Below are 23,281 nucleotides of genomic sequence, written 5' to 3' on the forward strand. Positions count from 1 at the left end.
CAACCACCATGAAAGATTTATTTTTCTCTTTCGCCTTTTTGTGCCTGCTTCTCCTTGCGGGAAGCCAGGTCGTTACCGCCCAGGTAACCAACCAAACCATGACGATGAGCCGGGGAACCAACGAGGCCCTGATTCTGGAATTGCCCAGTGCCGACGATAAGATGGTCGCCAAGCTCTGGCCGGACTGGCTGAAGGACACCTACAAGGTGAAGACCAAAAAGAACCGGAAGACCAAAGAGATGGAAAGCCTCAACTTCCTGATTCCCGGCGTAAGCGCCGGCGGTAAAGTGGACATGTACAGCGACATCAAGGGGGCCGGTACGGGTAGTGAATTGATCGTCTGGATCGCTACCCCCGACGGATACATCAGCCCGAACATGGACGTCAGTCGCTACGTAGAGGCGGAAAAAATGCTCATGCGCTTTGCGCTGGAGGTCGGCCGGGAGCAACTGCGACTGGAGGTCGAAGAGGAGGAAAAAGCCCTGAAGGAACTGGAAAAGGAGCTGGACCGCCTGAAGAAGGACAAGGAGAAATTTGAGAAGGTGATTCGTGACGCCGAAAAAGCCATTGAAGATGCACGGGCGGACATTGAACGCAACATTGACGCTCAGGCCAACAAGGAAAAGGAGATCGGCGCACAAATTGAAGCCGTGGAAACCATCAAGCGGAAGCTCAAGGACTTCTAAGCCAAGGATTAATAACCCTTTGGGTGGCTGCACCCCAAGGAACCTAAAAGTAATCTGGCCAGCGGGAAATATTCCGCTGGCCAGATTTTTTTGTGGCAACGCCACTGATGGCTACCCAGGTCGAATTACCTACCTTGGAGGACAAAATTTTGTCGTCAATGCGCATCCTATGGTTTCTGGTCTTTCTGGGGAGCTTTTATGATCATTACGCCCGGCTCTCACTACGGTGATCAGGCAACGCCGGGGAGCTATAAATGGGGAGGGATGTACTGTAGTGAATTCACGATTGACCCGCAGGAAGAGCTCATCATGTTGTTCTACACCAACGTGCACCCCATCCCGCAGTATTCCGAAATTGTCCGGAAGTTTCGCGTCATGACGTACGCGGCCTTGATGGATGGAAAGTAGCCCGAAGGAGGGTGAATTACTCCGGGAGACCGGTCGCTTGATGAGGGAGTGGCTAGGGTTGGCTACTTTAGTGAGGATTTTCGGGATTTCCGAAACGTATGGCTATCGTTGTAATAATCTTGTCTCGTGAAAAACTCATTCTCCTTTTTACTGGTGTGCGCCTGCACGCTGATTTCCTCCACGCTAATGACCCAAAGTGCCCGGCCTTCCTGGCACTTTATGGATCGAACCAGCATTCCTTTGCCAACGGTGGATATGCCAGCGTACGTAGTCCCACTGTACGGAGAATCCGTCGTGCTCGAAGAGGTGCTGGAGGCCCACGCTACCTACTACCGGGAACGCGGCCCAAGGGCATGGTCCGAGGATCTTGAAAACAATCCATACGCCAAGTTCTTCCATCATTGGGTTCGTCATGCTTCCCGGGAGGTAGACAATAAGGGGGTGGTAAAGTCTCTGAACACGGAGGCCCTGATGGCTCGACGGAAGGAAGCTGCTCTGGCCGATGCGCGAAGTCAAGAGACGGCTAAATCGGGACCGGGTGATGCCTGGACCTTCTACGGCCCCAAGAAAACCCTTTGGCGGGCCGAGCACCGGGCCGGCCAGCCCGTAGCACCCTGGCAGGTCAATATTTATTCTATTGCGGTTGCGGAGAGTGACCCCGACCTGCTTTTTGCCGGGAGCGAAACCGGAGAGCTGTATAAATCAACGGATAAGGGGATTACCTGGACGCCCATTATGAACTACAACTGGGGAAGGGCGATTCTTTCCGTAGCCATTGCTCCTCAGAACCCCGATCTGGTGTACGTAGGTACGGCGACCGACGTCATTAAGTCTACGGACGGAGGACTGAGCTGGACGCCAGTACTCACGGGGTCGTCCCTGTCGTGTAATTCCATTCGGATGCACCCTACTGACCCCGATGTCGTGATGGCCGGAACGGGTTCGGGCTTGATGAGAACCCTAGACGGAGGTAGTAATTGGGATAACGTGTTGGCCGAGGAGGTACTCGATGCTGCCTTCCAGCCCGGTAACCCTTCGGCTATTTATGCACTCACCCGCTCGGGAAGTCCGGCTACCGCAAAGCTTCACAAGAGTACAAATTCGGGACAATCCTTTACCCTTTCCATGACGGGCTGGGGATCCTACCCCGATCATAGTGGTGGAAGAATGACGGTGACCCCGGCCGGCGAAGAGTATGTGTACGTGGTCTTACTGTCGAGTCGGAACGGTAATACGCCCTACGTGCTAAAAAGTACGAATGCGGCGAGCAGCTGGACGGAGGTAGCTCAGGGGAAAACCACGGCGCTGGAGATGAACAACGGACAGGGGTACTACGATCTGGAAATATGTGCCTCTCACCGCAATCCGGAACACTTGATTGTGGCAACCACGACGGCTTACCGATCCACGGACGGTGGGGTCAATTATCAGGCCGTTGGAGGTTATGGCGGGCCCTTCGATATCCATCCCGACATTCAGGAAATCATCTCCGTCCTTGATGGGGGAGAGGAAAACACCTGGCTCCCCACGGATGGCGGGATCAACTTTTCTACGGACTTTTATCAGAATACCGGTAACTGGGAGGCCCGCATTGACGGATTGGACGGGACCGATTTTTGGGGCTTCGACCAGGGTTGGAATGAAGATTACGTTATTGGCGGTCGCTACCACAACGGAAATACGGCCATGCACGAAAACTATCCCGAAGCGACCGCTCTGCGGATGGGGGGAGCAGAAAGTGCCACCGGTTGGGCCCAGCACGGGCGGGAACGCCACGCCGTATTTGACGATATCAGCAATACGATTATTCCCGAACAAATCGGAGATTTCGCCGGGGGAACCTTTGCCTTCAATAAATATCCCAACATCTGGTATTACGGGGCGGGGTACAGCCGGATCATGGTTGATCCCGCAGATTACATGACCTCCTACGTAGGGGAGGGTAATCAGTACTGGCGTAGCCAGGATGGCGGGGTGAGCTGGGAGGCCCTACATGACTTTGGCGCCGAAGTGTTTCATTTTGATATCTCCCGCGCCAATCCGAACTACGTATACCTGATCGCTAACAACGGAATCTACCGGTCTACGGACCGGGGAGCGTCCTTCAACAGCATCAGTCTCCCTCCCGGACTAACGGCCAGCAATGCCCGCCGCGGCCGGATTAACGTAAGTGGTACTGATCCCGACGAAATCTGGTTCCTCGACTGGAATGCCGGAGCAAACAGTAACCGAGACCGGGTTTGGTATTCCTCCAACGGCGGAACCAGCTGGTCGAGTTGGCACACCCCGGCCCTGGCGGGCCGGAAGTGGACGGCGATGGCCCATCAGGTGGGCAGTAACGGCGGTGTATACATCGCCTCAGAAAGGGGGAGTACGGGAACGCTGCCGGCCAAAGTCTTTTACCGGGATCGGGGGATGAGCCAGTGGGTGGACTATTCCGCAGGCCTTCCCGCCAGTGCCAACCCCACCAAAATCTTACCCTACTACCGGGGGAACGCACTGCGCTGGGCCGGTAACCGTGGGGTGTGGCAAATCCCCCTATATCAGGAAAATTGGGCGCCGGTGGCCCAACCCTTCGTTGACGGCACAGAACGATTTTGCCAGCGGGATGCGGTACATTTTGATAGTTATTCCGTGGCCAAGGGCAACGCCACCTACCAATGGAGCATTCCGGAGGCAACAACTACCACGGCCTTGAATCAGCGGGAAGTTACCGCCGAGTTTCCCGGACCGGGTACCTACACCGCGACGCTTACCGTCAGTCAGCCGGGGGGCTCCAGTACGGAATCCGTTTCGGTAACCATAAGTCCGGAGTGTGACCCGGAACCCCGCCCCGGAAACTCCGCGTATTTCAACGGGAGTGGCGCGGCCACAAGTTCGGAGCCGTTGAATCTCACCACTAACGAAATGACCTTCTCGGCCTGGATCAAAAGAGATGGGAATCAGCCGGACAACGCGGGCATCATCTTTATGCGTGGGGGAACTGCCGTAGGGCTCAACTTTGGTAACGATAATGAGCTGCGGTTTCACTGGAACAACGCCCAGTGGTGGTGGGACAGCGGCCTGGTCGTTAACGATCAGGAATGGGCCCACGTTGCCATGGTGGTTACGCCCACCGGCGTTACGCTTTATCTGAACGGACATCCCGCCAACCGGTCTTTTTCCGCTCCGGCCGTCACCTTCGATAGTCCACTTTTCTTTGGCCGGGACCCCAATCACAGTAGCCGGTATTTCCGGGGTGAAATGGATGAAGTCTGTATCTATAACCGGAGCCTCAGCCAGGCTGAAATCCGAGAAAGCATGCACCTCACCCGCACGGATGGAGGCGAGGTCGGCTTGCTGGCTTACTACCAGTTCAACCGAGACGAGGGGCAGGTGACCGATCGTTTTGGCACGAACCACCTTAACCTGGGGGGAGGCGCCTTTAGGGGGCAATCCACGGCACCCGTGGGGCCGGGCTCCAGTGCACGGAAAACAATTACCGCTCCGGGATCCTACGGGTTTGGGGATACCGGGTTGACCCTGAACTTTGATACGGGCGTAACGCCGGACGGAGAATTGTGTGTGACCCGCCTGAAAATTCAACCGGACCGGCTGCCCGCGGCGGAGGTCAGCTCATCCTACTGGGTCGTACATAATTTTGGAGTCAATGAAAGTTTCTCCCCCCTTCAGTCACTTATGTTTGCGGAGGTAAATGGGATTAATGCCGGTATAGTGGCCGCCCCTTCCCAACTGAAGCTCTACAAAAGAAAGAGTGTTGGTGAGGGGGATACCTGGGGGGATTTTGTCGCCGAAGCTACGGCTGCCGCTACCAGCAATGGAGGAGAGGTCACCTTTGGTGTCGGTAACAACCAGACCAGCTTCAGCCAGTTCATTATTTCCTTCGAAACGCCTGCCCTCGGGGCAGAACTACTGAATTTCACGGCCCGGATACAGAACCAGAAATCGGTTGACGTTTCCTGGGTCAGTAGCGGAGAGGAAAATCTGGACCGTTACGAAGTGTTGCGGAGCCGGGACGGACAGAACTTTACGCTGCTAACGACGGTCTCCGCCGCCGGCAATAGTGAAGAAGAACTCAGTTACGGTTTCCTGGACGTGAGCCCCCATCGTGGACGTTCCTTTTACCGGCTAAGGATGGTTGATTTTGATGGTACCGTAACGTTCTCCGAAGTTCGCTCGGTGGTGGTGGGCGCATTATCGGAGCCCGTCATGCTTTACCCAAACCCGGTAGCCCGTGGGGAGCAATTGACCGTAGTCACGGATTTAGCGGGAGTACTTTCCCTTAGTTTGTATTCCGTTACGGGGCAGGAGGTTGGGCGCTTCGTTTTCCAAGGGGATGCCAACCTTCATCTTGGACAGTTGCCGGCAGGTGTCTACCTCTATCAAATCCGGGGAGAGGCCTACCGCAAGGGCGGGAGATTGATCATTACGGAGTAAAGACCAGGTGGATGGCCCGTACCTTAAATGGTTTCGGAGCTTCGGCCATTGAGGCCCGGGCACGTGTAGCATCGTGAATGCTGCGGGCACACTCCCCGACAATCCATGGGGAAGCGAAACTGTACCCTTGATTTCCGGGTTGAGGTAGTATGAATCTTGCGGAAGTATTGGCGATGGAAGATCCGGTCAGGATTGCCCGCTTACTCATCGGCCTGGAGTTGGTGACGGAAATCGGCGGGCGACTTACCAGTGGCCTCATCACCGAAACGGAAGCGTACTGGGCACCGGAAGACCGGGCCAGCCATGCCTACAATCATCGGCGGACGAAGCGAACGGAAGTATTTTACGGGCCAGCGGGGACCAGTTATGTATACCTCTGTTACGGAATCCATGAGTTGTTCAACGTGATTACCGGCCCGGAAGGCACCCCGCATGCCGTACTGATCAGGGCGGTCAGCCCCCTACGTGGTCTGGACACCATCATGGAAAGACGTGCTATAAAAACCTTAAAACCGCAATTAACGAGTGGCCCGGGCGTTGTGTCCAGGGCACTCGGTATTACCCGTCGTCACAACGGACTTAACCTGCTCGACGACCAGAGCCCGGTTCGTTTAAAGGTGACCCGTACCCGGGTGGCAGCGTCCCAAATCGGGGAAAGTCCCCGGATTGGTATCGACTACGCCGGTCCGCCCTGGGCGGACAAGCACTGGCGGTTTTTTCTGAAAGATTCACCGTTCGTTAGTCGTTCTCCGGGGAAAAAGCAATCTGCCCCAAATAGTTAACTTGACCGCATGACTCATTGCCGTTCAACTTTGTACCGATCCACCGCATTTCTCCGGGCGGCTACCGTCCGATTATGCTTGTTTATGGCCCTCAACCTGCTACTCGCTACGGCTTCTGCCCAGGATGAGGATCTCAAATTTTACGACAACACCTACGTTGACCACATCAAGACGGTCCGACTCCACATCCAGGGGTTTCCCCATTCTTATCCCGTCATTGAACTGGACGGTAATGCCCGCCTCCGCCTTTCCTTTGATGATACGAGCGATGAGGTACGCCGTTACCTCTACAAGTTTATTCACTGCGATCAGAACTGGGAGCCTTCGGGACTGAGTGTACTGGAATACAACAGTGGCTACGCGGAAGACTATCTGGACGAATACGACTTTAGCCTGCGCACCTTCAAGGAGTACATTCACTACGATCTGGTTTTCCCTAACCGTACGATGAAACTTGACGTGAGCGGGAATTACTTACTGGTCGTTTACGATGCCGAAGGGGACCGGATTCCGGTGATTACCCGCCGCTTTTACGTGGTAGAGAACATGGCCGGAGTCAGTGGACGCGTGATGCGACCGGCGGACATTAATAAGATTCACACCCACCAGGAAATTGATCTTACGGTCAACACCAAACAACTGGATTTACGGGCACCAATGCGGGAACTGTCTGCTTCCATCGTGCAGAACGGGCGCTGGGACATGACCATGTCGGACATCAAGCCCAATCTACTGCAGCGGGAGGCCGTCCGCTTTGACTACCAGGGGCAGGTGAGCTTTCGGGGGGGTAATGAATTTCGGAACCTTGATTTTCGATCCATTCAGGCTCCCCGAACCCGGATGGCCGACATCGCCAACGGCGACGAGTACTATACGATGATGATGCTTCCCGAGCAGCCCCGGACGGGAACCTACATTCAGTACTTTGACCTCAACGGAGATTTTGTCAACTTCCGCTTTGACCGTCCCGTCATCAACATCGCCGATGAATTCCTGCAGGAAAACTTTGAGCGTTTCCAACTGGACTTCACCGGCGAGTACGTGGAAATGACGTTCATTCTCTCGATGGACTACGAAATCGAGGAGGATATCTACATTTTCGGAGCCCTCAGTGAATGGCAATTGAAGCCCTCCCTCAGGATGGTCTGGAACCAGCAGATCAATGCCTACGTGGGCCGAACGGTGCTCAAGCAAGGCTTCTATAATTACTACTTCGTCACGAGTAATCCGGACCGGGAACTCAGTATGCCCGGAGACCGGGTGGTGTATGAGCACACCGAAGGCAGCTTCGACGACGCCGAGAACGATTACCTGACCTTCGTGTACTGGCGCCCCATCGGCGGTCGGTACGACCGCATTGTGGGCTATACGCTGCTGAACTCTAACGCGAATTAAGCTGGACTTTAGCGGTTGGCCAACCGCTAAAGTCCAGCTAAGTTCCTACCGCTGCTGACGAATGCGGTCACGGGCTTCCATCAGGCACCAGCCCAGCCAGTTGGTCCCTTGCCATTGTTCCGGGTGATTTGCCCGTTGGTCCTGGGCGCCCATGCCAATACCCCAGACCTGATCGTACGGGCTGGCTTCCACCAAAACTTTTTCTCCCGTAGCGAGAAGGAAATCGCGTAATCGTGGATTTTGGACAAACTTATGGTAGCTGCCCTCCGCGACGAGGTCCGTCATGACTTCCCGCCAGCTTTCCACACTAAAGTTGCTCACCTTCCTTCCCAGCTTTTTTGCCTGCATCGGGTCATTGGTCTGGAGAACTTTTGCCAGTATTTCCTCGTCGTTGAAGTGGCGGGCCTTGCCCGCCATCATCCAGTGTTCCGCCGTAGGGTAGTGGATGCCTGCGTGGGTAAATCCCGAAGCGAACCACTGGCTCAGGCAGGAGCGTCCAATCTTTCCGCTGGCCAGGGGACGGTGTCCCCAAAAGAAAAGATAGCTAAAGTCTCGGCCACTGGCGAGATGTTGGAGTAGCCATTCATTGGAGTATTTCATCTTAGGTGTTTTTTAGGAGTGGAGTAAGAAAATACGGGTGGTCAATGATTGAGAGTTTCCGGGAAGTTGCAAACTTAGCTTAATATTTAAGCAAATTAATAATTACTCCAGAATTTCTCGCTATTTGGGAGCGCCGATTGACCCACTTTCCGGTGCATTCCGTCGATGAATCTCTGCGTTCATCTGAAAAGCCCGACTGTTCATAGATTAAATTTCTGGCTTCCTATACGTATGGTAGCTTTGCCCACCGTAGTTAAAGTACACCCATGCGAAAATCTTACTTTATCCTGTTTTTCCTTACCGTGTCCTTCGGAGCGATTGCTCAGGACGGTAACGTCTGGACGCTGGAGCGGGCGGTAGAACACGCGCTGAGCAACAACATCCAGGTGCGCCAGCTGAATACTCTGGCCGACATTTCCAAGCTTCAGGTGCAGCAGAGCCTGAACAACCGCTTACCTACCCTGAGTGCTTCCACGAACGTCGGGGGGCAGTTTGGCCGCACGATTGACCCCACCACTAACGAGTTTGAACAGCAAAACATTGGTTTTCAGGGCTACCAACTTAACGCCAACATTACGCTTTATAATGGTGGATTCATCAAGAACAGCATCCGTCAGGCGGAGCTGGATGCCGGTGCCGCCAATCTGGACGCCAAGGTGACGGGCAATAACGTGGCGCTGCAGGTGGCCAACAGCTATCTAACGGTAGTACTGGTCCGGGAACAACTGGCCAACGCACGGGCCCAACTCGAACTAACCACCGAACAGCTCAACAACACGAACCGGCTGATCAATGCCGGAGCTTTACCTCCCGCCGAGCGCTTTGACCTGGAAGCCCAGGTGGCAGCCAACCAGCGCACGGTCGTAGAACTGGAGAACCAGGTAACCATGGCGCTGCTCGGGCTTCAACTTCAGTTGTTGCTGGATCCTACGGAAGAATTTGACGTGGCTACTCCCCAACTGGAGCCCACCGAGGCCCAACTCTTCCAAGAATACGATGCGGAGGAAGTGCTCTTCTCCGCCCGACAGATTCAACCAACGATTGCCGCCGCCGAGATGCGCCGGGAATCTGTCGGAGTAGGAGAAGAGCTCGCTAAGGCAGGGATGCGTCCTTCTTTATCCCTTTTTGGAAGCGTAAGTACAAACTACTCTTCCATCGCAAGGGACTTTACCGCTCCTGGCTTTCCTCGATTGGGGTATTTTGATCAATTAGATCAGAACTTTGGACAGTCTGCTGGACTGGCGTTACAAATACCAATTTATAGTCAAAATCGTAACAAAATCAACGTGCAGCGGGCAAAGCTGCAAATGGTGAACGCCGATCTGGACGTAGAGCAGGCCGAAAATAACCTGGTGAACGAGGTGCAGCTGGCATTGACCGACCTGCGCGCCGCCCGCCAAAATTTCCGCGCGGCCGAAATTAGCCTGGACGCAGCGCAGGCCGCCTACGAAAACGCACAAAAAAGCTATAAGGCCGGTGCCTCTAACAGCCTCGACCTGGTCACGGCCACGAACCGGCTGGATCAGGCCCGTACGGAATACACCCGCAGCAAGTACCAGTTGATCTTTAACCGTCAGGTGATTCAGTTTTATCTCGGTCGGGGACTTTCCCTCGATTAATCCTGACTTGATGTTTGAAATTTGATGTAGAGAGGCGGGAGTTTTGTCCGATACGATGTCTTCCCCTAATTACTCATCCCCTCAAATCAAACATCGCACGTCAAACATCAAACGTCAAACGTCACACGACCATCCACCCATTCAGTTCCAGAGACAGTGATGCCGACCGGAACTCCAGTTTAAAAATTCATTCAAATGTCCCGTAAGATTCTATTCCTTATTCTTGGCCTCCTGGTTGTCGCACTGATTGCGGCCGTAGTCATGGGTGGCCGTCAGGAATCCGGAACAAAAGTATTCACCTCGGAAGTCCGGGAGCGGTCCATTCAGGAGATCGTGACCGCGAGCGGAAAAATCTTCCCCCAGACCGAGGTGAAAATCAGTTCGGATGTGTCCGGAGAGATTGTTGAACTCTACGTTGAGGAGGGCGACAGCGTCGTCCCGAATCAGCTGTTGGCCAAGATCGACCCCGACGTATTCCAGAGCCAGGTTGCCCGTGGGGTTGCTCAGGTGAACAGCTCTAAGGCCCAATTGGCGAACGCCCGGGCCCAGGCCAACAGCCTGGAAGCCCAGAAGAAGCAAATCGAAGCCCAGCTGGTCAACGCCCGGGAAATCTACGAGCGTAACCAGACCCTGGCCGCCGACGGAGTCGTGAGCGAGCAGGACCTGCAGAACAGCCGGGCCACCGTCCGTCAGCTGGAGGCCAATCTGTCCGCCGCAGAAAGTAACATCAAGGCCGCCGAAGAAAGCGCCCGTTCTGCCGAATACGGAGTGGAATCGGCCCAGGCCACCCTCAGCGAGTTGCGGACCAGCTTGAAGCGCGCCACGATTTACGCCCCGATGGGCGGCGTCATCTCCCTGCTCAACGTAGAGGAAGGGGAACGCGTCGTGGGTACCATTCAGATGTCGGGTACGGAGATGATGCGGATCGCTAACCTGAACGCCATGGAAGTCCGGGTAGAGGTCAGCGAAAACGACGTACCCTCCGTGCAGATCGGCGATAAGGCCGAGGTGGAGGTGGACGCCTACCTCAACCGGACCTTTACCGGTACGGTAACCCAGATTGCCAACTCCAGTACTACGGCCGGACTGGCCGACAACGTCCTGAACAGCGATCAGGTCACCAACTTCGAGGTCCGTATCAGCATCGATCCCGATAGCTACGCCGACCTGGTGGCGGCCGGGAACAAGTTTCCCTTCCGGCCCGGTATGTCGGCCGGCGTGGATATCCTTACCGAGCTGTCCGAAAACGTGGTAAGCGTTCCCATTGAGGCGGTAACCACCCGGGAAGAAGAGACCGACGATGAGGCCATCGGCGCCGCGGAACTGCTGGAAGTCGTATTCGTCGTGCAGGGAGATACCGTTAACCAGGTGCAGGTAGAAACCGGCCTGCAGGACGCCGACGTCATCGAAATCACCTCCGGTTTGTCCGTGGGGGATAAAGTGGTGGCGGGACCCTACACGGCCCTCAGCCGCCAGCTCAAACAGGGCATGCAAGTACTCGTCCGGGAAAAGGACGAAATCTATAAAGGAGAAAATAACTAGTGTGGCCCCGGCCACCCTGGTTACTATTCGGTAGTTATTATTGTGTCCTCCCGAAGCGGCTGTTGCTGTCTTCGGGAGGACTTTTTTTAGGGCTCCCCCAGTGGGAAAACGGTGGACCGTTTAACCTCGTTCAGGACAAAGGTGCTTTTGATCTGGGCCACGTTTGGTAGGGCGGCCAGTTTGCCCGAGGAGAACTCATGGTAGGCCTGCAGGTCGGCTACAACCACCTTAAGCAAAAAATCGTTCGCCCCGCCCATCAGATAGCACTCCAACACTTCGGGAATGCCCCGGACGGCGTCACTAAAGGCCGTAATCTCTGCCAGTTTCTGGCTGTCCAGACTCACCGAACAGAAAACCACCATGGAGGTGGTCAGCTTCCGCCGGTTGATGATCGCCACGTATCGGTCAATGATGCCCTCACGCTCGTAGCGCTTTATCCGTTCGTATACGGGCGTTTTACTCATGTTCAGCCGTCTGGCCATGGCCTTTACACCCATTTTGGCGTTTTCCTGAAGCATGGTCAGGAGGCGGTGGTCGGTTGCGTCAAGTTTCAGCACGGGAAAAATTCCTTTTATCAATGAATGGGCACTGGTGTGGTGTAAAATTTCCGGAATAAGCGACGATTTCGGGACTTGTTCCTTGGTATAGGGCTTAGGGTAGATAAATATAGGGTATGGAGATAATTTTGCCGTAATATTTCTTTTTCGGTAGAAAGGGAAGTGTTGGGCGAGGACGCAGGTGCAGGGTGTCCTAGCGGGGTGCCGGCTTTCCGGGTATTCACGGATACGGCACTTCACGGCACCTGCGGTCATCGCCCCCGTCAAATTTGCCAACCAAAATATCGTGCCGCCATGCCAAATAATTTCCGTCCCGAGAGCCTGATGATGACCCACGCCTACCGTCCCGAATTATCGGAGGGAGCCATCAAACCGCCCATCTTCCAGACGTCTACCTTCGTATTCGAATCAGCGGAGGCGGGCAAGGCCTACTTCGAACTGGCCTACGGACTGCGGGAGCGGGGACAGCAGGAAGAGTCGGGCCTGATTTACAGCCGCATCAACAACCCGAACCTGGAGATCCTGGAAGATCGCTTGTGCCTCTGGGACCAGGCGGAGGCCTGCGCCGTATTTGAGAGCGGCATGTCGGCCATCAGCACGGTGATGCTGTGCTTCCTCCGCCCGGGAGACCTCCTGCTGTACAGCCGTCCGACCTACGGTGGCACCGACCACTTCGTCAATCACGTCCTGCGGGAGATGGACATCATGGCCGTTGGGTTTGGCCCGGAAGACGATGCCGAAACCATTGAGGGGCGCATCCTGGAGAGCGGACGGGCGGATCGCCTGCGCCTCGTCTACGTGGAAACTCCCGCCAATCCCACCAACTCCCTCATTGACCTGCGGATGATGCGCGGGATCGCCGATCGGTTTTCCCGTGCGGACCAACGGGTCCGCCTGGCGGTAGACAATACGTACATGGGGCCCCTCTGGTGCAGCCCGCTCGAGCACGGTGCCGACCTGGTGCTGTACTCCGCAACCAAGTACATTGGCGGCCACAGCGACCTGATCGCCGGGGCGGTACTGGGCGACCGGGAAAGCCTGGCGGCCGTTCGCGTACTGCGAACCTTCCTGGGGAATATGGCCAGCCCCCACACCTGCTGGTTGTTACTGCGCAGCCTGGAAACCCTGAAGGTGCGCATGGAACGCCAACAGGAAAATGCCCGCCACCTGGCCGATTACCTCACCGGTCATCCCCTGGTGGAACGCGTCTACTATCTGGGACATCTTTCCGCCAGTTCGGCGGAAGGTCAGCTCTTCCGGCGGCAGTACTCCGGACCGGGAGCTATGATTTCCTTCGATATCCGAGGAGGAGAAGCCGAAGCCTTTCGCTTCCTCAACGCCCTGAAACTGGTCAAGTTGGCCGTCAGCCTCGGCAGCACGGAAAGCCTGGTGCAGCACCCGGCCACCATGACCCACGTGGGCGTTTGCCCCGAGGAACGTGCCCGGATGGGGATCACCGATAAGCTGATTCGATTGTCGGTGGGCGTGGAGCACCACGAAGACCTGCGGGCGGACCTGGAGGCCGCCTTCATGGCCGTCTCCACCGACTCGCCAGTGGAGAAACGGGCCGTTCTGGGCTAACGCTTATTAAAGGGCATGTTCAGGGGGCCGGAGAAGGAAAGCTTGGTGAACTCCATGTCCATTTTGGCCCGGCCGGTCGCCTCGGATTCGATCACCACGGACCGCTGATGCGGGAAGTCGGGTTGGTCCAGGCCCTCGATGCGGAGATAATTTCCGTTCGATATGGAAAGCTTCCGGTTCTGGGCCAACTCTTCCAGTTTCATGTCCGTGAGCCGCATGCCCCGGCCGTCGATTACGTAGTTGGTGGCGTAGCGACGGTCGCGGCCAGAGAGCTGGTAGTTTTCCCCTTCGGTGGTCATTTCCAGATCGCGGAAGAAGAATACGGGATTACCCAGAACGATCTCCTGCAGGAGATCAAAGCGGGCCGGAACCTTGTATTTTTCCTCAATGTAGCTGAGGGGCTCGGCGGTATATTCCCCCTGTAGGCGATTGATGACGAAAAAGGAGTCGGGGCGGATCAGGGCGCGAGCACCTTCGATGCCAAACTTCTTCACGCTCATCCAGATGGCCTTGTCCTTTTCCAGACGGATGTAGGCGGTGCCGCCAATATTGAGTTTCGGGCTTTCGACCTTGATTCTGGCCCGCGCATCGAGCCATTCCGTATCGAAGCGGTTGTCGTCCAGGGCGTCGAGTACCCGCGATACCCGGTTGGTTTTCGTCAGGCCGTCACGACCGTCCTCTCCCCGCATTTTTTTGTTGCAGGCGGAAGCGGTCAGGAGTAAGCCACCGAGCAGTAGGAATACGGTACGAATGGTGATCGCGTTCATCGTAAGGAAGGGGTTTGAGTTTGTTTGGATTTTGGCCGATTATTAAATTCCAAACAAGCTCTTAGCTTTTAACGGAGGATAATTTCTGGCTAAGGGCGCCAGATTTGCTGCCGGCAGACTTGGCCCGCTGATAAATCGTGGCGGCGTCTACCTTGTTTCCACTGGCCTTAAGGGCATCGCCGAGAAATTCGAGGAAGAGGGCGTTGGTATTCTGGTCAGAATCGTAGGCTTGCAGGCTACCGAGTTCCCCGCCGGCATTAGCCTGCTGCCAGACGAAGGCAATCGGGCCTTTGGGGCCGCCGGGAAGCAGGGCGGGGTTCACGCTTTGGCTTTTCGTCGGGTCGTCAAGCCCCTCCAGGGTCTTCACCACTTCCTGCAGTACTTCCAGTTGACGGGGTTTGCCGCTCAGCATCAGACTGGCCTGGTCCAGCAGGTCAAGCGCTTCCCCAAAATCCGCCCGTAGGGCTTCGCCGAGCGCGTAGTAGAGGTAGATGGCCGGCCGGTTAGGATAAACATCAAGCGCCTCCTCGGCGTAATCCCGCAGGGCAACGATCTGATTGTCGAGGTAAAGGGTCACCAGTAACTGCTCCCATACGGGATATACGGTATCGTCCAGTTCGAGGGTTTGGCGGTAGGTTTCGGCGGCTTTGCTGAGCTGGCCGGTATGAAAGAGAAGATCTCCCTCAATGGCTGCGGCCTTGGCGTCGTCGGGGTGCACCCGACGGAGTTCGGCGGCCAGACGGAGTGCGCGTCGTCCGATTTCGGGCGTACGCCCTCCGGAAGCAACCTGCTGCACCAGTGGCAGCAGCTTGCCAATTTTCAGGTCAATGTCAACGTCGCTTCTTCCCAGCAGGGCGATCAATTGTGCATCATCGTCACCACCGGTCTTTCCGGAGTCAAACTCCTGGAGCGCTAGCTGGGCTTTGACGTCTGCGGGCTGGAGCTCCAGGATGTCCCGGTAGGTTTTCCGGGCCTTCTGTTCTTCCTTCTGGCTCTGGTAGAACCCGGCCAGGAGGTGCCGGTAGTTAATGGCCTTCGGGTAAGTGTCAATTAAGGTAAGTAGTTCCTTTTCGGCCTTTTTTACGTCACCCTGGCCCAGGTAAAGGGAGTGTTTCCGGCGGGCGAGCTCAACGTTGACACCGATGCGCTTTTCCAGTTCGTTGTACACCGCGATTGCTCCCTTGATGTCCTGATCCCGGACGAGAAAAGACGCCTTTCCCAGGTAGTATTCTTCCTTTTGGGGGTGATCCTTGATCAGTTGGGTGTACAGGTCGGCGCCCTCCCTATTTCTTCCACTGGCCTGGTAGAGTTCGGCCAAAAAAGCGGCATAAATCTCGTTAGGACGCTGGGCGAAGGCCTCCTTAAGTTGGTCGATGGCGTCGCTGGTTTCTCCGGCGGCGTACAGTAAGCGACCCAATTCAAATCGGGCCGGGTCGTTGTCGGGCTCCAGATCAACGATCACCTTGAATAATTCAATGGCTTTGTCGGTCCGCCCGAGCATGGCTTCCCGTTTGGCTTCAATGAAGTTGGACTCAGCCTTCACGCTGGATTCAGATACTGAGCCGGGTTGAGCCTGTAGCCCAACGAGTAGAAGTAGAAACAAAAGCGTAAGCGCCTGCCGCATGGGAGGAGAATTAGTGATCACCCTAACTAAACGCATCGGGCTGGCTGGCGTTGTGTCTCGCGGGGAAAAACTGCCGCTTCCGGGGCTTAATCCACCACCGTCACCTTCATCATGTTGGTGCGCAACCGTTTTTCGAGGGGCATTGACCCCGTGTTGACGAGCAAGTCTCCGGGCTCTACCCGACCGGCCTGCTTCAGGATTTCCGTTACGTCCTCGACGGTTTTATCCGTGCTGGTGTAGTTGTCGTAATGATAGCAACGGACGCCCCAACATAGGTTCAGGGTCGCCAGCATATGATGGAGGTCGCTAAAAATGTAAATCTTCGCTTTGGGCCGGAAGCTGGAGAGTTTAAAGGCGGTGTAGCCCGACTGCGTCATCCCGATGATGCCCCGGGCACCGACGTTCTGAGCGGCCCAGGCGGCGGCAGAACAAACCACGTCACCGATAAAGGTTCCACTTTTGGGGTTGGCCTTGGGGCGCTTCATCCCAATCTCGTAGATTTTTTCCGCTTCGTGGATGATGGCGTTCATGGCCTTGACCACCAGCGCCGGGTGCCGGCCCACGGAAGTTTCTCCACTCAGCATCACGGCGTCCGTACCGTCAAGTACGGCGTTAGCCACGTCCGTTACCTCCGCGCGGGTGGGACCCGGATTGGTAATCATGGAGTCCATCATCTGGGTGGCTACAATCACGGGACGGGCCCGCTGGATACACTTCCGAATGATCTCTTTCTGCACGATGGGGAGCTGCTCCATCGGAATTTCAATACCCAGGTCACCCCGTGCTACCATAATGGCATTAGAGTGCTTGATGATTTTATCGATGTTCTGAACCGCTTCGGGTTTCTCGATCTTGGAAATGATTTTGGCGGGGTGCCCGGCGGCTTCGATGCGCGCCCGCAAATCCTTGCAGTCTTTGTGGTGACGAACGAAGCTCAGGGCGATCCAGTTGACGGGCTGCGTCAGGATGTATTCCAGATCATTGAGGTCCTTTTCCGTCAGGCTGGGAAGACTGATCTTGGTGTTGGGAAGGTTTACGCCCTTGTTGGACTTAAGCACTCCCCCAAAAAGCGTCTTCAGCTTCACGGTGTCTACGCCGTTGGTTTCGATCACCTCAAACACCAGGGTGCCATCATCTACCAGCACGCGCTCTCCCACGCTAACGTCCTGGGCGAACTGCGGGTAACTCATGTAAATGCGCTCGGCGTTGCCGATGCACTCGGTATTGGTGAAGGTAATGACCTGCCCTTCTTCTACGGGGAGTCCGTCACCCTCCATCTTACCGACCCGGAGTTTGGGGCCCTGCAAGTCCGCCAGGATGCTGACGTGCGTATTGAGTTCCTTGTTGAGCTGAACGATCCGTTCAATCACGCCGCCGTGCACTTCGTGGCTACCGTGGCTGAAGTTCAGGCGGAACACGTCTACCCCCGCCTCAATGAGGGACCTCAAACCATCAAGGGAGCTACATGCGGGGCCAACGGTAGCAACAATTTTCGTATTCTGATGATCGGTAACTTTCATAACTTGCGGGGGATAGTGTAATTTCTACAATAATACCGCAAATGTAGGGGAATATTGGGGGATTATCACATCATAAATGTTCCCAGAATATCTTCCCGTTTAATTTTCAGGGGCTGGTTAGCGTGGCCCTGCAGCAGGTTTTCCCACAAGTAGGTTAGCGCACCGACCGCTTTCCCCGCCGCACTCTGCACGGTAAAGAGCGGAAAAATTCTACTGTGGGAATAGACCACAAAGGACATGGCCAGCATCTCTCCCTCGGCGGATTCCACGGCGCGGGTGCCGCCCCAGCCCCGGTGAAGGACCTGATACATCAGCCGCTGCATGGCGTGATAGGTCCATTCGTTATCGGCGGTTTTTCCGTGTTGCTCCAGCCAGAAATTTGCCAGATGCTCTGGCTTGAATCGTTGGGCTGGCCGTAAGTTGGCCAGCTGCGCCTTGGCCAGTTCCGTGGCGTAACTGACCGGAAAGTCTTCCGTGATTTTCTCGTAGGCCTGGTTGAGGAAGAGGGCCGATCCGCTTGCTGCCTCCACGTCAAACCGGGTGTCTTTGGACGGAACCGAAGCTGGCTCAACGGTAAGCTTGCCGCTGCGGAAATGATCGGGCACGGCGTCCCAGAAGGCCTGAATCCGCTTGGGACTGAGGGGTTTGACGCTGTACACCCCAAGTTCAGGAATCAGACGGGGTTGGGTCAGTCGGTTACGCCCCCACCAGCTTTTGGTGCGGGGAAGTGGCATGGCACTGACGTAATTGTCACCCTCCACCAGCAGGTCCCATTCCCTGGCCGTATTGTTCAGAAACCAGTGGTAGCCAAAGATGCTGCCGTTCGTCGCGTAGTGGACGCAACTGTCGTAAAGCTGAATGTCGATTTCTTCCTGGGGGACGAAGCGGATTTTCATGCAGGGGAAATGCGTACGCGGATAATATTGTTTCCAGGAGGAATGTCCTATTTTCTCATCGGCTGCATCTTTTGCTGACGCAGTCGCAAAAGTTCATCCGAACGGAAGGATTGAAGGATCGAAGGATTGAATGAAGGAATGTCCTATTTTCTCATCGGCTACATCATTTTCTGAGGCAGTGGCAAAAGTTCATCCGCTGCGTAAAATGGGGGTTGACCAATCTACTCTGCCGTCCGATACATCCAGTCCAGGGCTTTTTTCTCGAACCAGGGCCCTGAAATCAGGTGGTATTTACCGGAGAATTTCGTCTTTTTTGGCTCTTTTGACCTTTTCCGCTTGTTGTCGGGACATACTATTCCCGTCATGTTTTCTTTTCAGGAGTTAGAAGATACCGCAAAAGAGCTTTTTCTGGCCAGGCTTGGCGAGGAGGTGAGCGCCATTGATCCGATCGTTGGCGTCGGATCGGTCAACCAGGTTGTGCGGGTGATGACCCACCGGGGGGCGTACATTCTTCGCATGAACGAGGGGACAAAAGCCCAGGAATACGCCAAGGAAGCCTGGTGCGTGGAGGCTGTCCGGGCGGTCGGGATTCCTTGCCCGAACATAATTCATTCCGGATCCGAGAATGACTACGTCTACCAGATTCAGGAAGACATCCGGGGCGTAAACGTCAGTAAATTACCTCCAGGCGCGCAGTTGTTGTCCTGGTATAACTGCGGGAAATACGTGGCCAGGTTTACTCGGGTTCCCGCCAGGGGATTTGGGGACCAGCTTGAAAATTTCGCTACCGGACAATTCTCCGACCGCTGGTCGCGGTATTTGACCTACAATCTCGGAGCCTTATCCACCCGCCATGACTCCCTGCTGGATCAAGGGCATATGACCATGACTCAGTATGATCAACTTCGCCGGTTGCTGGAGGGCGTCGCAAAAATGGAAGTCACCATCGGCCTGGTACACGGTGACCTGCACGGCCGTAACTTTATCCAACACTATCACCGAACGTATTTGCTGGATTGGGGAATGGCGGAATTACACGTTTACCCCCACGTGGACCTGGCCAGATTACTCGCTCCCGGGCTGGCGGAGGTACCTCCCCTGGCATTCACGGCGTTCCGTAAGGGCCTGGGGATGAGTGAGCGGCAGTTGCTTAAAATCTTGCCCGATATCAAGCAAATCCATTTGCTAAAGACCCTCGACACCTATCGGTGGGCCTTCGATCATCAGGCCACGGTGCCGATTAGCCGCTACGTAACGGCACTGAGCCGGGCACTGGCGTGGGCGGAAAAACCCTGAGCTAGACGTCATACGACAGGGAATGGACCGTAATCTGCCGGAGCTCCTTGCCGAGCCTGAATTCAGCCGTTTCCCCGACCCATAGCCCCGTAATGGCCCGCGCAATCGGCGCGGTAAAGGCAATTTTTTTCTCCTTGACGTTCGCTTCGTCCACCCCAACAATCTGAAATTCCTGCCGGCGGCCGCTGCCCGGTTGGCTTACCGTAACCCGGGCCCCAAAGCGAACTTCGTTGCTGGGCTGCTCGGCCGGGTCGATGACCCGGGCACTCTGAATGCGCTTGAGGAGGAGGGCGAGCTTTCCGTCCAGTACCGTTACGGCACGGCGGTGTTCTTCCTCGTTGTCCGTCGGCACCGCTGCTTTGTCCGCTTCGAGTTGCGTGCGTTCGGCCTCCAGCTGGGCCAGGCCATTTGGCGTCACGTAATTCACGGTTCCCTCCGGCAGGGGAGCACGGGGAGGAATTATGGGAAGTTCTTCCTGATCAGATTCTTTAACGAAACCTCGTGACATGGGTGATGGATTTGTCATAGAACAGGAGAAGTAACCCGCTTGGTTGGCGGACCTCAGGGATCTTTCGACCAATTTTCACTTTGGCGCGTTTTCCCATCATACAAGCAAACACTGGTATGCCCCAAATCAAGACATTTCAAACCAACATCAACTGCGGCAGCTGTGTCCGTTCCGTCACTCCCTTCCTGGACGAAGTCAAGGGTGTAACCATCTGGCGGGTAGACGTTGATGATCCCCGCAAGGTGCTTACCGTAGAGGGGGAGGCGTCCGAGGCCGATATCGTAGCGATGGTGGAGGAAGCTGGCTTCGACATTGAGCCCCTGCCCACTCCCGCAGAATAGCCCCTGGCACATGATGCCATTTGCTGAGCTGAGCAGTCCGCTGGAACGACTCTATCACCCCGCCGCCGGGGAAGCCGGTATTCAACTGTTTTGCAAACGGGACGATCTGCTGAGCCCCGCTCCGGGGACTGCCCTGCAGGGGAATAAGGTGCGAAAACTGGCTCCGGTGCTGCGCCGGGCCCTTGCGGCCCGCCGGCCGCCACTGTTGGTCAGCTTCGGCGGTGCCTACAGTAACCACGCTTCCGCACTGGCTACGGCCGGAAAACGCTACCATCTTCCGGTCCACCTCTTCATTCGGGGAGAGGAAGTCGATAATCCCGTCCTCGATCGGGCGGTGGCCGACGGAGCTACCCTGGAAAGAATTTCCCGCGCGGAATATCGGCAGCACCGCGACGAGAACTGGCGTAGTAGGCAAGTCCTGCGGCTGGCGCAGCGGTACGACCTCGCGCCGGAAGAAATTTGGATCATTCCGGAAGGGGGAACCAGTCCGCAGGCCATCGAATCGGTGAGCGCCATCGTTGGAGAAATAACGGAAGCGCTGGGGGACGCACCCGACTACGTGGCCCTGAGTGCGGGAACCGGCGGCACGGCCGCCGGTGTAATCCTTGCCGCCGAAGCTAAAACCCGGATTGAAATATTCCCGGCCCTTAAGGGCAGTTGGATGCGGGAGGAGATCAATTCCCGCTTACCCTCGCCTCCGAAGGCTTCGTGGACCTGCATCCACGACCACCATTTTGGGGGCTACGGTCGCTTCCCGCAGGAATGGCGAATCCCCTCGGCGGGATTCGCTACCCGGGCGGACATCAGCGAACCGGGTCTTCCCCCGCTGGAAGCGATTTACACGGCCAAGCTGTTCTCGGGGGTGCTGACCCGAATTCGCCAGGGATGCTACCCTCCGGGGAGTACCATCGTGGTACTACACACCGGAGGGATTTACTGAACCAAGCGGAGCCGCCTGAGCGGGCTCCTCAACCATCAGGAATCGGTTTTCTTTCGGCCCGTTTTGAGTACGGGGAAGGTCAGCCCGTAGCCGATTTGTCCGCGCTGCTCACTGAAGTCGAAGCCGAGATTACTGTTGCGGTTGAGCCAGGAAAAGCCCAGCGTAAAACTGTGCAGCTTACTGACCTGCCAGCTGAAGTTGCCCCGCAGCGCATTGCTATACCCGTCTTCCGTGCCGTCTACCCGGGTCAGATTAAAGGTATTGGTAAGGCTGAGTTGCGCCTTACGGTCCCCGATGCGTTGCCGCCACCCGAGGGTGGCGCCGTACCCGGTCGTCAGCCGGTCGGCCACGTCAATCTCCGAGTAATTGCCCCCCACCGTGATGGTGGTGCTCTCGTTACTCAACCGGTAGGCGTAGTTCAGCGAACCGAACAGGGTGCCGAGGTCGTCAAAGCCTTCACTGAGTGGATTGTCGTTGCTGGTCTGTTGGTAGTTGACCGTAGCGGTCAGCGTCCCGAGGGGGCGCCCCTTACCTCCCTTGCCGGAGGTGGACCAGCTGGCACCGATGTTTTCCGTGGTACTGGCGATGCGCAGGGTGTCGTTCAGGACCACCACCGCAGAGGGGCGATTGTCCTGGTTGAAGTTGGAGTAATTCACGGATAAATTCCACCGGCCCTTACCGCGCAGGTTGGCGTTGGCCGAGCCGATGATCCGGCGGTTGGTTTCCGCCCGTTGATCGTACAGGTTGTTGCGCTGTACGCCCAGGCTGGTCTGCACCCGCAGACGGTTTTTGAGCAGCCCGAAGCCCAGGCTCCCCCGGACGTTCTCCCAGTCGCCGTTCAGGAAGTAGGTGCCCATGCTTTCGTAGCCGGGGTCAATCCGTTCGTAGTCAAGGCCCAGGTTGAAGGCGTTGGTCCGGAAATTACCGCCCGCCTTGACCGCCAGGCCGGCCTGGGTGGAAAACTTTGGGGTGAACAACAGGTCGAGAATCTGTGCTCCGCGGTAATCCTCCACCGGAAATTCCTCCGAATTGAGGTTGCGGTTAAAGCCACTGGCGGCCGCTTCGGCGTAGAGGTTGAAACGGTCTCCGATGGCTTGTTTCCACTCGAAGCCCACCACCAGGTTTTCGGCCGGGTCGGGGATGTCCAGCATCGGGTCCAGCGTGACATTAAGGTCGCGGTCTTCTCCGCGGAAGTAGATGAGGTCAAAGTGGCTGGCGGCCGTTCCCCAGCCGATTCGTCCACCCCAGGCGTAGCGATTGTAAAGCGGCTGACCGAAGAACAGGTCAATGTCATTCTCTACCTCCTGCCGGCCCTGCCGGAGCCGCCCGTACATGGCCGCTACCCGCAGCTTACCCGGATTGAGCTCAATGCCGCCCCCGAGAAAAGTATGATTGTTGAGGGTGAATCGACTGAACTGCATATTGCGGTAGCCCGCGTGCACGGTCAACCATTTGTAGCGGGGACTAAGGCCAAACTGCCGGTAGACTGGGAAGGTGAGGTTGGGCCTTTGCCGCCCGATGGCAAAGCTGAAGGGGATGTTGAACTCCTCATAAATCTGCAGGTTCATTCGGCCGCTGGCCGTGAATTGAAAGGGAGCGGCTCGCTCTCCCAGTCCGGTGACCTGGTAAAATTGGGTGCCGATCCGCAGCCCTCCGGTGAGCTGCAGGGGCGTGGCTTTACCGATACGGTCGACGTCCTGGGCCAGGACAAAGCCGGGTAAGCCCAGCAGCAGGAAGATCAGGCCCGCCCCGGAAAATAATTTTCTGAATATGGAGGTCATG

At 56.2% G+C, this 23,281-nt stretch carries 19 protein-coding genes; 11 read left to right on the forward strand and 8 right to left on the reverse strand.

Annotation, left to right across the window (positions count from 1 at the left end):
• The first annotated feature begins 8 nt into the window (after positions 1-8).
• The 5 genes from E1J53_RS01250 (at position 9) to E1J53_RS01270 (ending at position 7,708) form a co-directional block, all read left to right on the forward strand.
• Positions 9-686 carry a DUF4200 domain-containing protein gene (locus tag E1J53_RS01250; RefSeq protein ID WP_134270162.1) on the forward strand — a complete coding sequence of 226 codons (678 nt, stop codon included), beginning with the start codon at positions 9-11 and terminating at the stop codon, positions 684-686.
• Positions 687-884: 198 nt separating this feature from the next.
• Positions 885-1,094, forward strand: a complete 210-nt coding sequence (locus E1J53_RS01255) for a hypothetical protein (protein WP_216649988.1) — start codon at positions 885-887, stop codon at positions 1,092-1,094.
• A gap of 126 nt (positions 1,095-1,220) precedes the next feature.
• Entirely contained in the window at positions 1,221-5,531 is a 4,311-nt protein-coding gene (locus E1J53_RS24605) for a LamG-like jellyroll fold domain-containing protein (protein WP_134270163.1), read from the forward strand.
• 149 nt (positions 5,532-5,680) lie between these two features.
• Entirely contained in the window at positions 5,681-6,313 is a 633-nt protein-coding gene (locus E1J53_RS01265; RefSeq protein ID WP_134270164.1) for a DNA-3-methyladenine glycosylase, read from the forward strand.
• Between the two features lie 84 nt (positions 6,314-6,397).
• Complete coding sequence (locus E1J53_RS01270; RefSeq protein WP_173021322.1) at positions 6,398-7,708, forward strand: DUF5103 domain-containing protein; 1,311 nt, start codon at positions 6,398-6,400, stop codon at positions 7,706-7,708.
• A gap of 45 nt (positions 7,709-7,753) precedes the next feature.
• On the opposite strand, the gene E1J53_RS01275 is transcribed toward E1J53_RS01270, so the two are convergent.
• Complete coding sequence (locus E1J53_RS01275; protein WP_134270166.1) at positions 7,754-8,308, reverse strand: NADAR family protein; 555 nt, start codon at positions 8,306-8,308, stop codon at positions 7,754-7,756.
• A 266-nt stretch (positions 8,309-8,574) separates the two neighbouring features.
• Between E1J53_RS01275 and E1J53_RS01280 the strand changes: the two genes are divergently transcribed.
• The gene (locus E1J53_RS01280) at positions 8,575-9,927 is read left to right on the forward strand and encodes a TolC family protein (RefSeq protein ID WP_134270167.1); all 1,353 of its coding nucleotides are present in this window, start codon (positions 8,575-8,577) and stop codon (positions 9,925-9,927) included.
• A gap of 195 nt (positions 9,928-10,122) precedes the next feature.
• Positions 10,123-11,469: an HlyD family secretion protein gene (locus tag E1J53_RS01285; RefSeq protein ID WP_134270168.1), complete on the forward strand. Its 1,347-nt coding sequence runs from the start codon at positions 10,123-10,125 to the stop codon at positions 11,467-11,469.
• A gap of 86 nt (positions 11,470-11,555) precedes the next feature.
• Here the strand turns inward: E1J53_RS01285 and E1J53_RS01290 are convergent, their stop codons facing one another.
• Positions 11,556-12,026 (reverse strand): Lrp/AsnC family transcriptional regulator, encoded by a 471-nt coding sequence (locus E1J53_RS01290; protein WP_216649989.1) that lies wholly within the window; start codon positions 12,024-12,026, stop codon positions 11,556-11,558.
• 294 nt (positions 12,027-12,320) lie between these two features.
• On the opposite strand from E1J53_RS01290, the gene E1J53_RS01295 reads away from it, so the two are divergent.
• Positions 12,321-13,607, forward strand: a complete 1,287-nt coding sequence (locus E1J53_RS01295) for a cystathionine gamma-synthase family protein (protein ID WP_134270169.1) — start codon at positions 12,321-12,323, stop codon at positions 13,605-13,607.
• Here the strand turns inward: E1J53_RS01295 and E1J53_RS01300 are convergent.
• From E1J53_RS01300 to E1J53_RS01315, 4 genes are all read right to left on the reverse strand, one after another.
• Positions 13,604-14,374 carry a DUF4292 domain-containing protein gene (locus E1J53_RS01300; protein WP_134270170.1) on the reverse strand — a complete coding sequence of 257 codons (771 nt, stop codon included), beginning with the start codon at positions 14,372-14,374 and terminating at the stop codon, positions 13,604-13,606. The two genes, E1J53_RS01295 and E1J53_RS01300, sit on opposite strands and share 4 nt — an antisense overlap.
• A 61-nt stretch (positions 14,375-14,435) precedes the next feature.
• Positions 14,436-15,998, reverse strand: coding sequence for a lipopolysaccharide assembly protein LapB (locus tag E1J53_RS01305; protein WP_173021323.1), 1,563 nt, complete (start codon positions 15,996-15,998; stop codon positions 14,436-14,438).
• Between the two features lie 86 nt (positions 15,999-16,084).
• Positions 16,085-17,518 (reverse strand): pyruvate kinase, encoded by a 1,434-nt coding sequence (pyk, locus tag E1J53_RS01310; RefSeq protein ID WP_134270172.1) that lies wholly within the window; start codon positions 17,516-17,518, stop codon positions 16,085-16,087.
• Positions 17,519-17,583: 65 nt separating this feature from the next.
• Positions 17,584-18,414 (reverse strand): hypothetical protein, encoded by an 831-nt coding sequence (locus E1J53_RS01315; protein WP_134270173.1) that lies wholly within the window; start codon positions 18,412-18,414, stop codon positions 17,584-17,586.
• 363 nt (positions 18,415-18,777) lie between these two features.
• Here E1J53_RS01315 and E1J53_RS01320 point away from each other — a divergent pair, with 363 nt between their 5' ends.
• On the forward strand, positions 18,778-19,710 hold the full coding sequence (locus E1J53_RS01320; protein WP_134270174.1) for a phosphotransferase family protein: 933 nt from the start codon (positions 18,778-18,780) through the stop codon (positions 19,708-19,710).
• 1 nt (position 19,711) lies between these two features.
• Here the strand turns inward: E1J53_RS01320 and E1J53_RS01325 are convergent, their stop codons facing one another.
• Positions 19,712-20,218, reverse strand: coding sequence for a GreA/GreB family elongation factor (locus E1J53_RS01325; protein WP_134270175.1), 507 nt, complete (start codon positions 20,216-20,218; stop codon positions 19,712-19,714).
• Positions 20,219-20,334: 116 nt separating this feature from the next.
• On the opposite strand from E1J53_RS01325, the gene E1J53_RS01330 reads away from it, so the two are divergent.
• On the forward strand, positions 20,335-20,559 hold the full coding sequence (locus E1J53_RS01330) for a heavy-metal-associated domain-containing protein (RefSeq protein WP_134270176.1): 225 nt from the start codon (positions 20,335-20,337) through the stop codon (positions 20,557-20,559).
• A 10-nt stretch (positions 20,560-20,569) separates the two neighbouring features.
• Positions 20,570-21,499, forward strand: a complete 930-nt coding sequence (locus tag E1J53_RS01335; protein WP_134270177.1) for a 1-aminocyclopropane-1-carboxylate deaminase/D-cysteine desulfhydrase — start codon at positions 20,570-20,572, stop codon at positions 21,497-21,499.
• 35 nt (positions 21,500-21,534) lie between these two features.
• Here E1J53_RS01335 and E1J53_RS01340 read toward each other — a convergent pair whose 3' ends face one another.
• Positions 21,535-23,280, reverse strand: coding sequence for a hypothetical protein (locus tag E1J53_RS01340; protein ID WP_134270178.1), 1,746 nt, complete (start codon positions 23,278-23,280; stop codon positions 21,535-21,537).
• Position 23,281 lies beyond the last annotated feature (1 nt).

It is taken from the genome of Lewinella sp. W8, assembly GCF_004375085.3.
GTDB lineage: Bacteria > Bacteroidota > Bacteroidia > Chitinophagales > Saprospiraceae > Neolewinella.

Bases quoted from the DNA above. Each gene is read 5' to 3' on its own strand.
- E1J53_RS01250 (WP_134270162.1), top strand. From the start codon at position 9: ATGAAAGATTTATTTTTCTCTTTCGCCTTTTTGTGCCTGCTTCTCCTT.
- E1J53_RS01255 (WP_216649988.1), top strand. From the start codon at position 885: ATGATCATTACGCCCGGCTCTCACTACGGTGATCAGGCAACGCCGGGG.
- E1J53_RS01265 (WP_134270164.1), top strand. From the start codon at position 5,681: ATGAATCTTGCGGAAGTATTGGCGATGGAAGATCCGGTCAGGATTGCC.
- E1J53_RS01270 (WP_173021322.1), top strand. From the start codon at position 6,398: ATGGCCCTCAACCTGCTACTCGCTACGGCTTCTGCCCAGGATGAGGAT.
- E1J53_RS01275 (WP_134270166.1), bottom strand. From the start codon at position 8,308: ATGAAATACTCCAATGAATGGCTACTCCAACATCTCGCCAGTGGCCGA.
- E1J53_RS01280 (WP_134270167.1), top strand. From the start codon at position 8,575: ATGCGAAAATCTTACTTTATCCTGTTTTTCCTTACCGTGTCCTTCGGA.
- E1J53_RS01285 (WP_134270168.1), top strand. From the start codon at position 10,123: ATGTCCCGTAAGATTCTATTCCTTATTCTTGGCCTCCTGGTTGTCGCA.
- E1J53_RS01295 (WP_134270169.1), top strand. From the start codon at position 12,321: ATGCCAAATAATTTCCGTCCCGAGAGCCTGATGATGACCCACGCCTAC.
- E1J53_RS01300 (WP_134270170.1), bottom strand. From the start codon at position 14,374: ATGAACGCGATCACCATTCGTACCGTATTCCTACTGCTCGGTGGCTTA.
- E1J53_RS01305 (WP_173021323.1), bottom strand. From the start codon at position 15,998: ATGCGGCAGGCGCTTACGCTTTTGTTTCTACTTCTACTCGTTGGGCTA.
- pyk (WP_134270172.1), bottom strand. From the start codon at position 17,518: ATGAAAGTTACCGATCATCAGAATACGAAAATTGTTGCTACCGTTGGC.
- E1J53_RS01315 (WP_134270173.1), bottom strand. From the start codon at position 18,414: ATGAAAATCCGCTTCGTCCCCCAGGAAGAAATCGACATTCAGCTTTAC.
- E1J53_RS01320 (WP_134270174.1), top strand. From the start codon at position 18,778: ATGTTTTCTTTTCAGGAGTTAGAAGATACCGCAAAAGAGCTTTTTCTG.
- E1J53_RS01325 (WP_134270175.1), bottom strand. From the start codon at position 20,218: ATGTCACGAGGTTTCGTTAAAGAATCTGATCAGGAAGAACTTCCCATA.
- E1J53_RS01330 (WP_134270176.1), top strand. From the start codon at position 20,335: ATGCCCCAAATCAAGACATTTCAAACCAACATCAACTGCGGCAGCTGT.
- E1J53_RS01335 (WP_134270177.1), top strand. From the start codon at position 20,570: ATGATGCCATTTGCTGAGCTGAGCAGTCCGCTGGAACGACTCTATCAC.
- E1J53_RS01340 (WP_134270178.1), bottom strand. From the start codon at position 23,280: ATGACCTCCATATTCAGAAAATTATTTTCCGGGGCGGGCCTGATCTTC.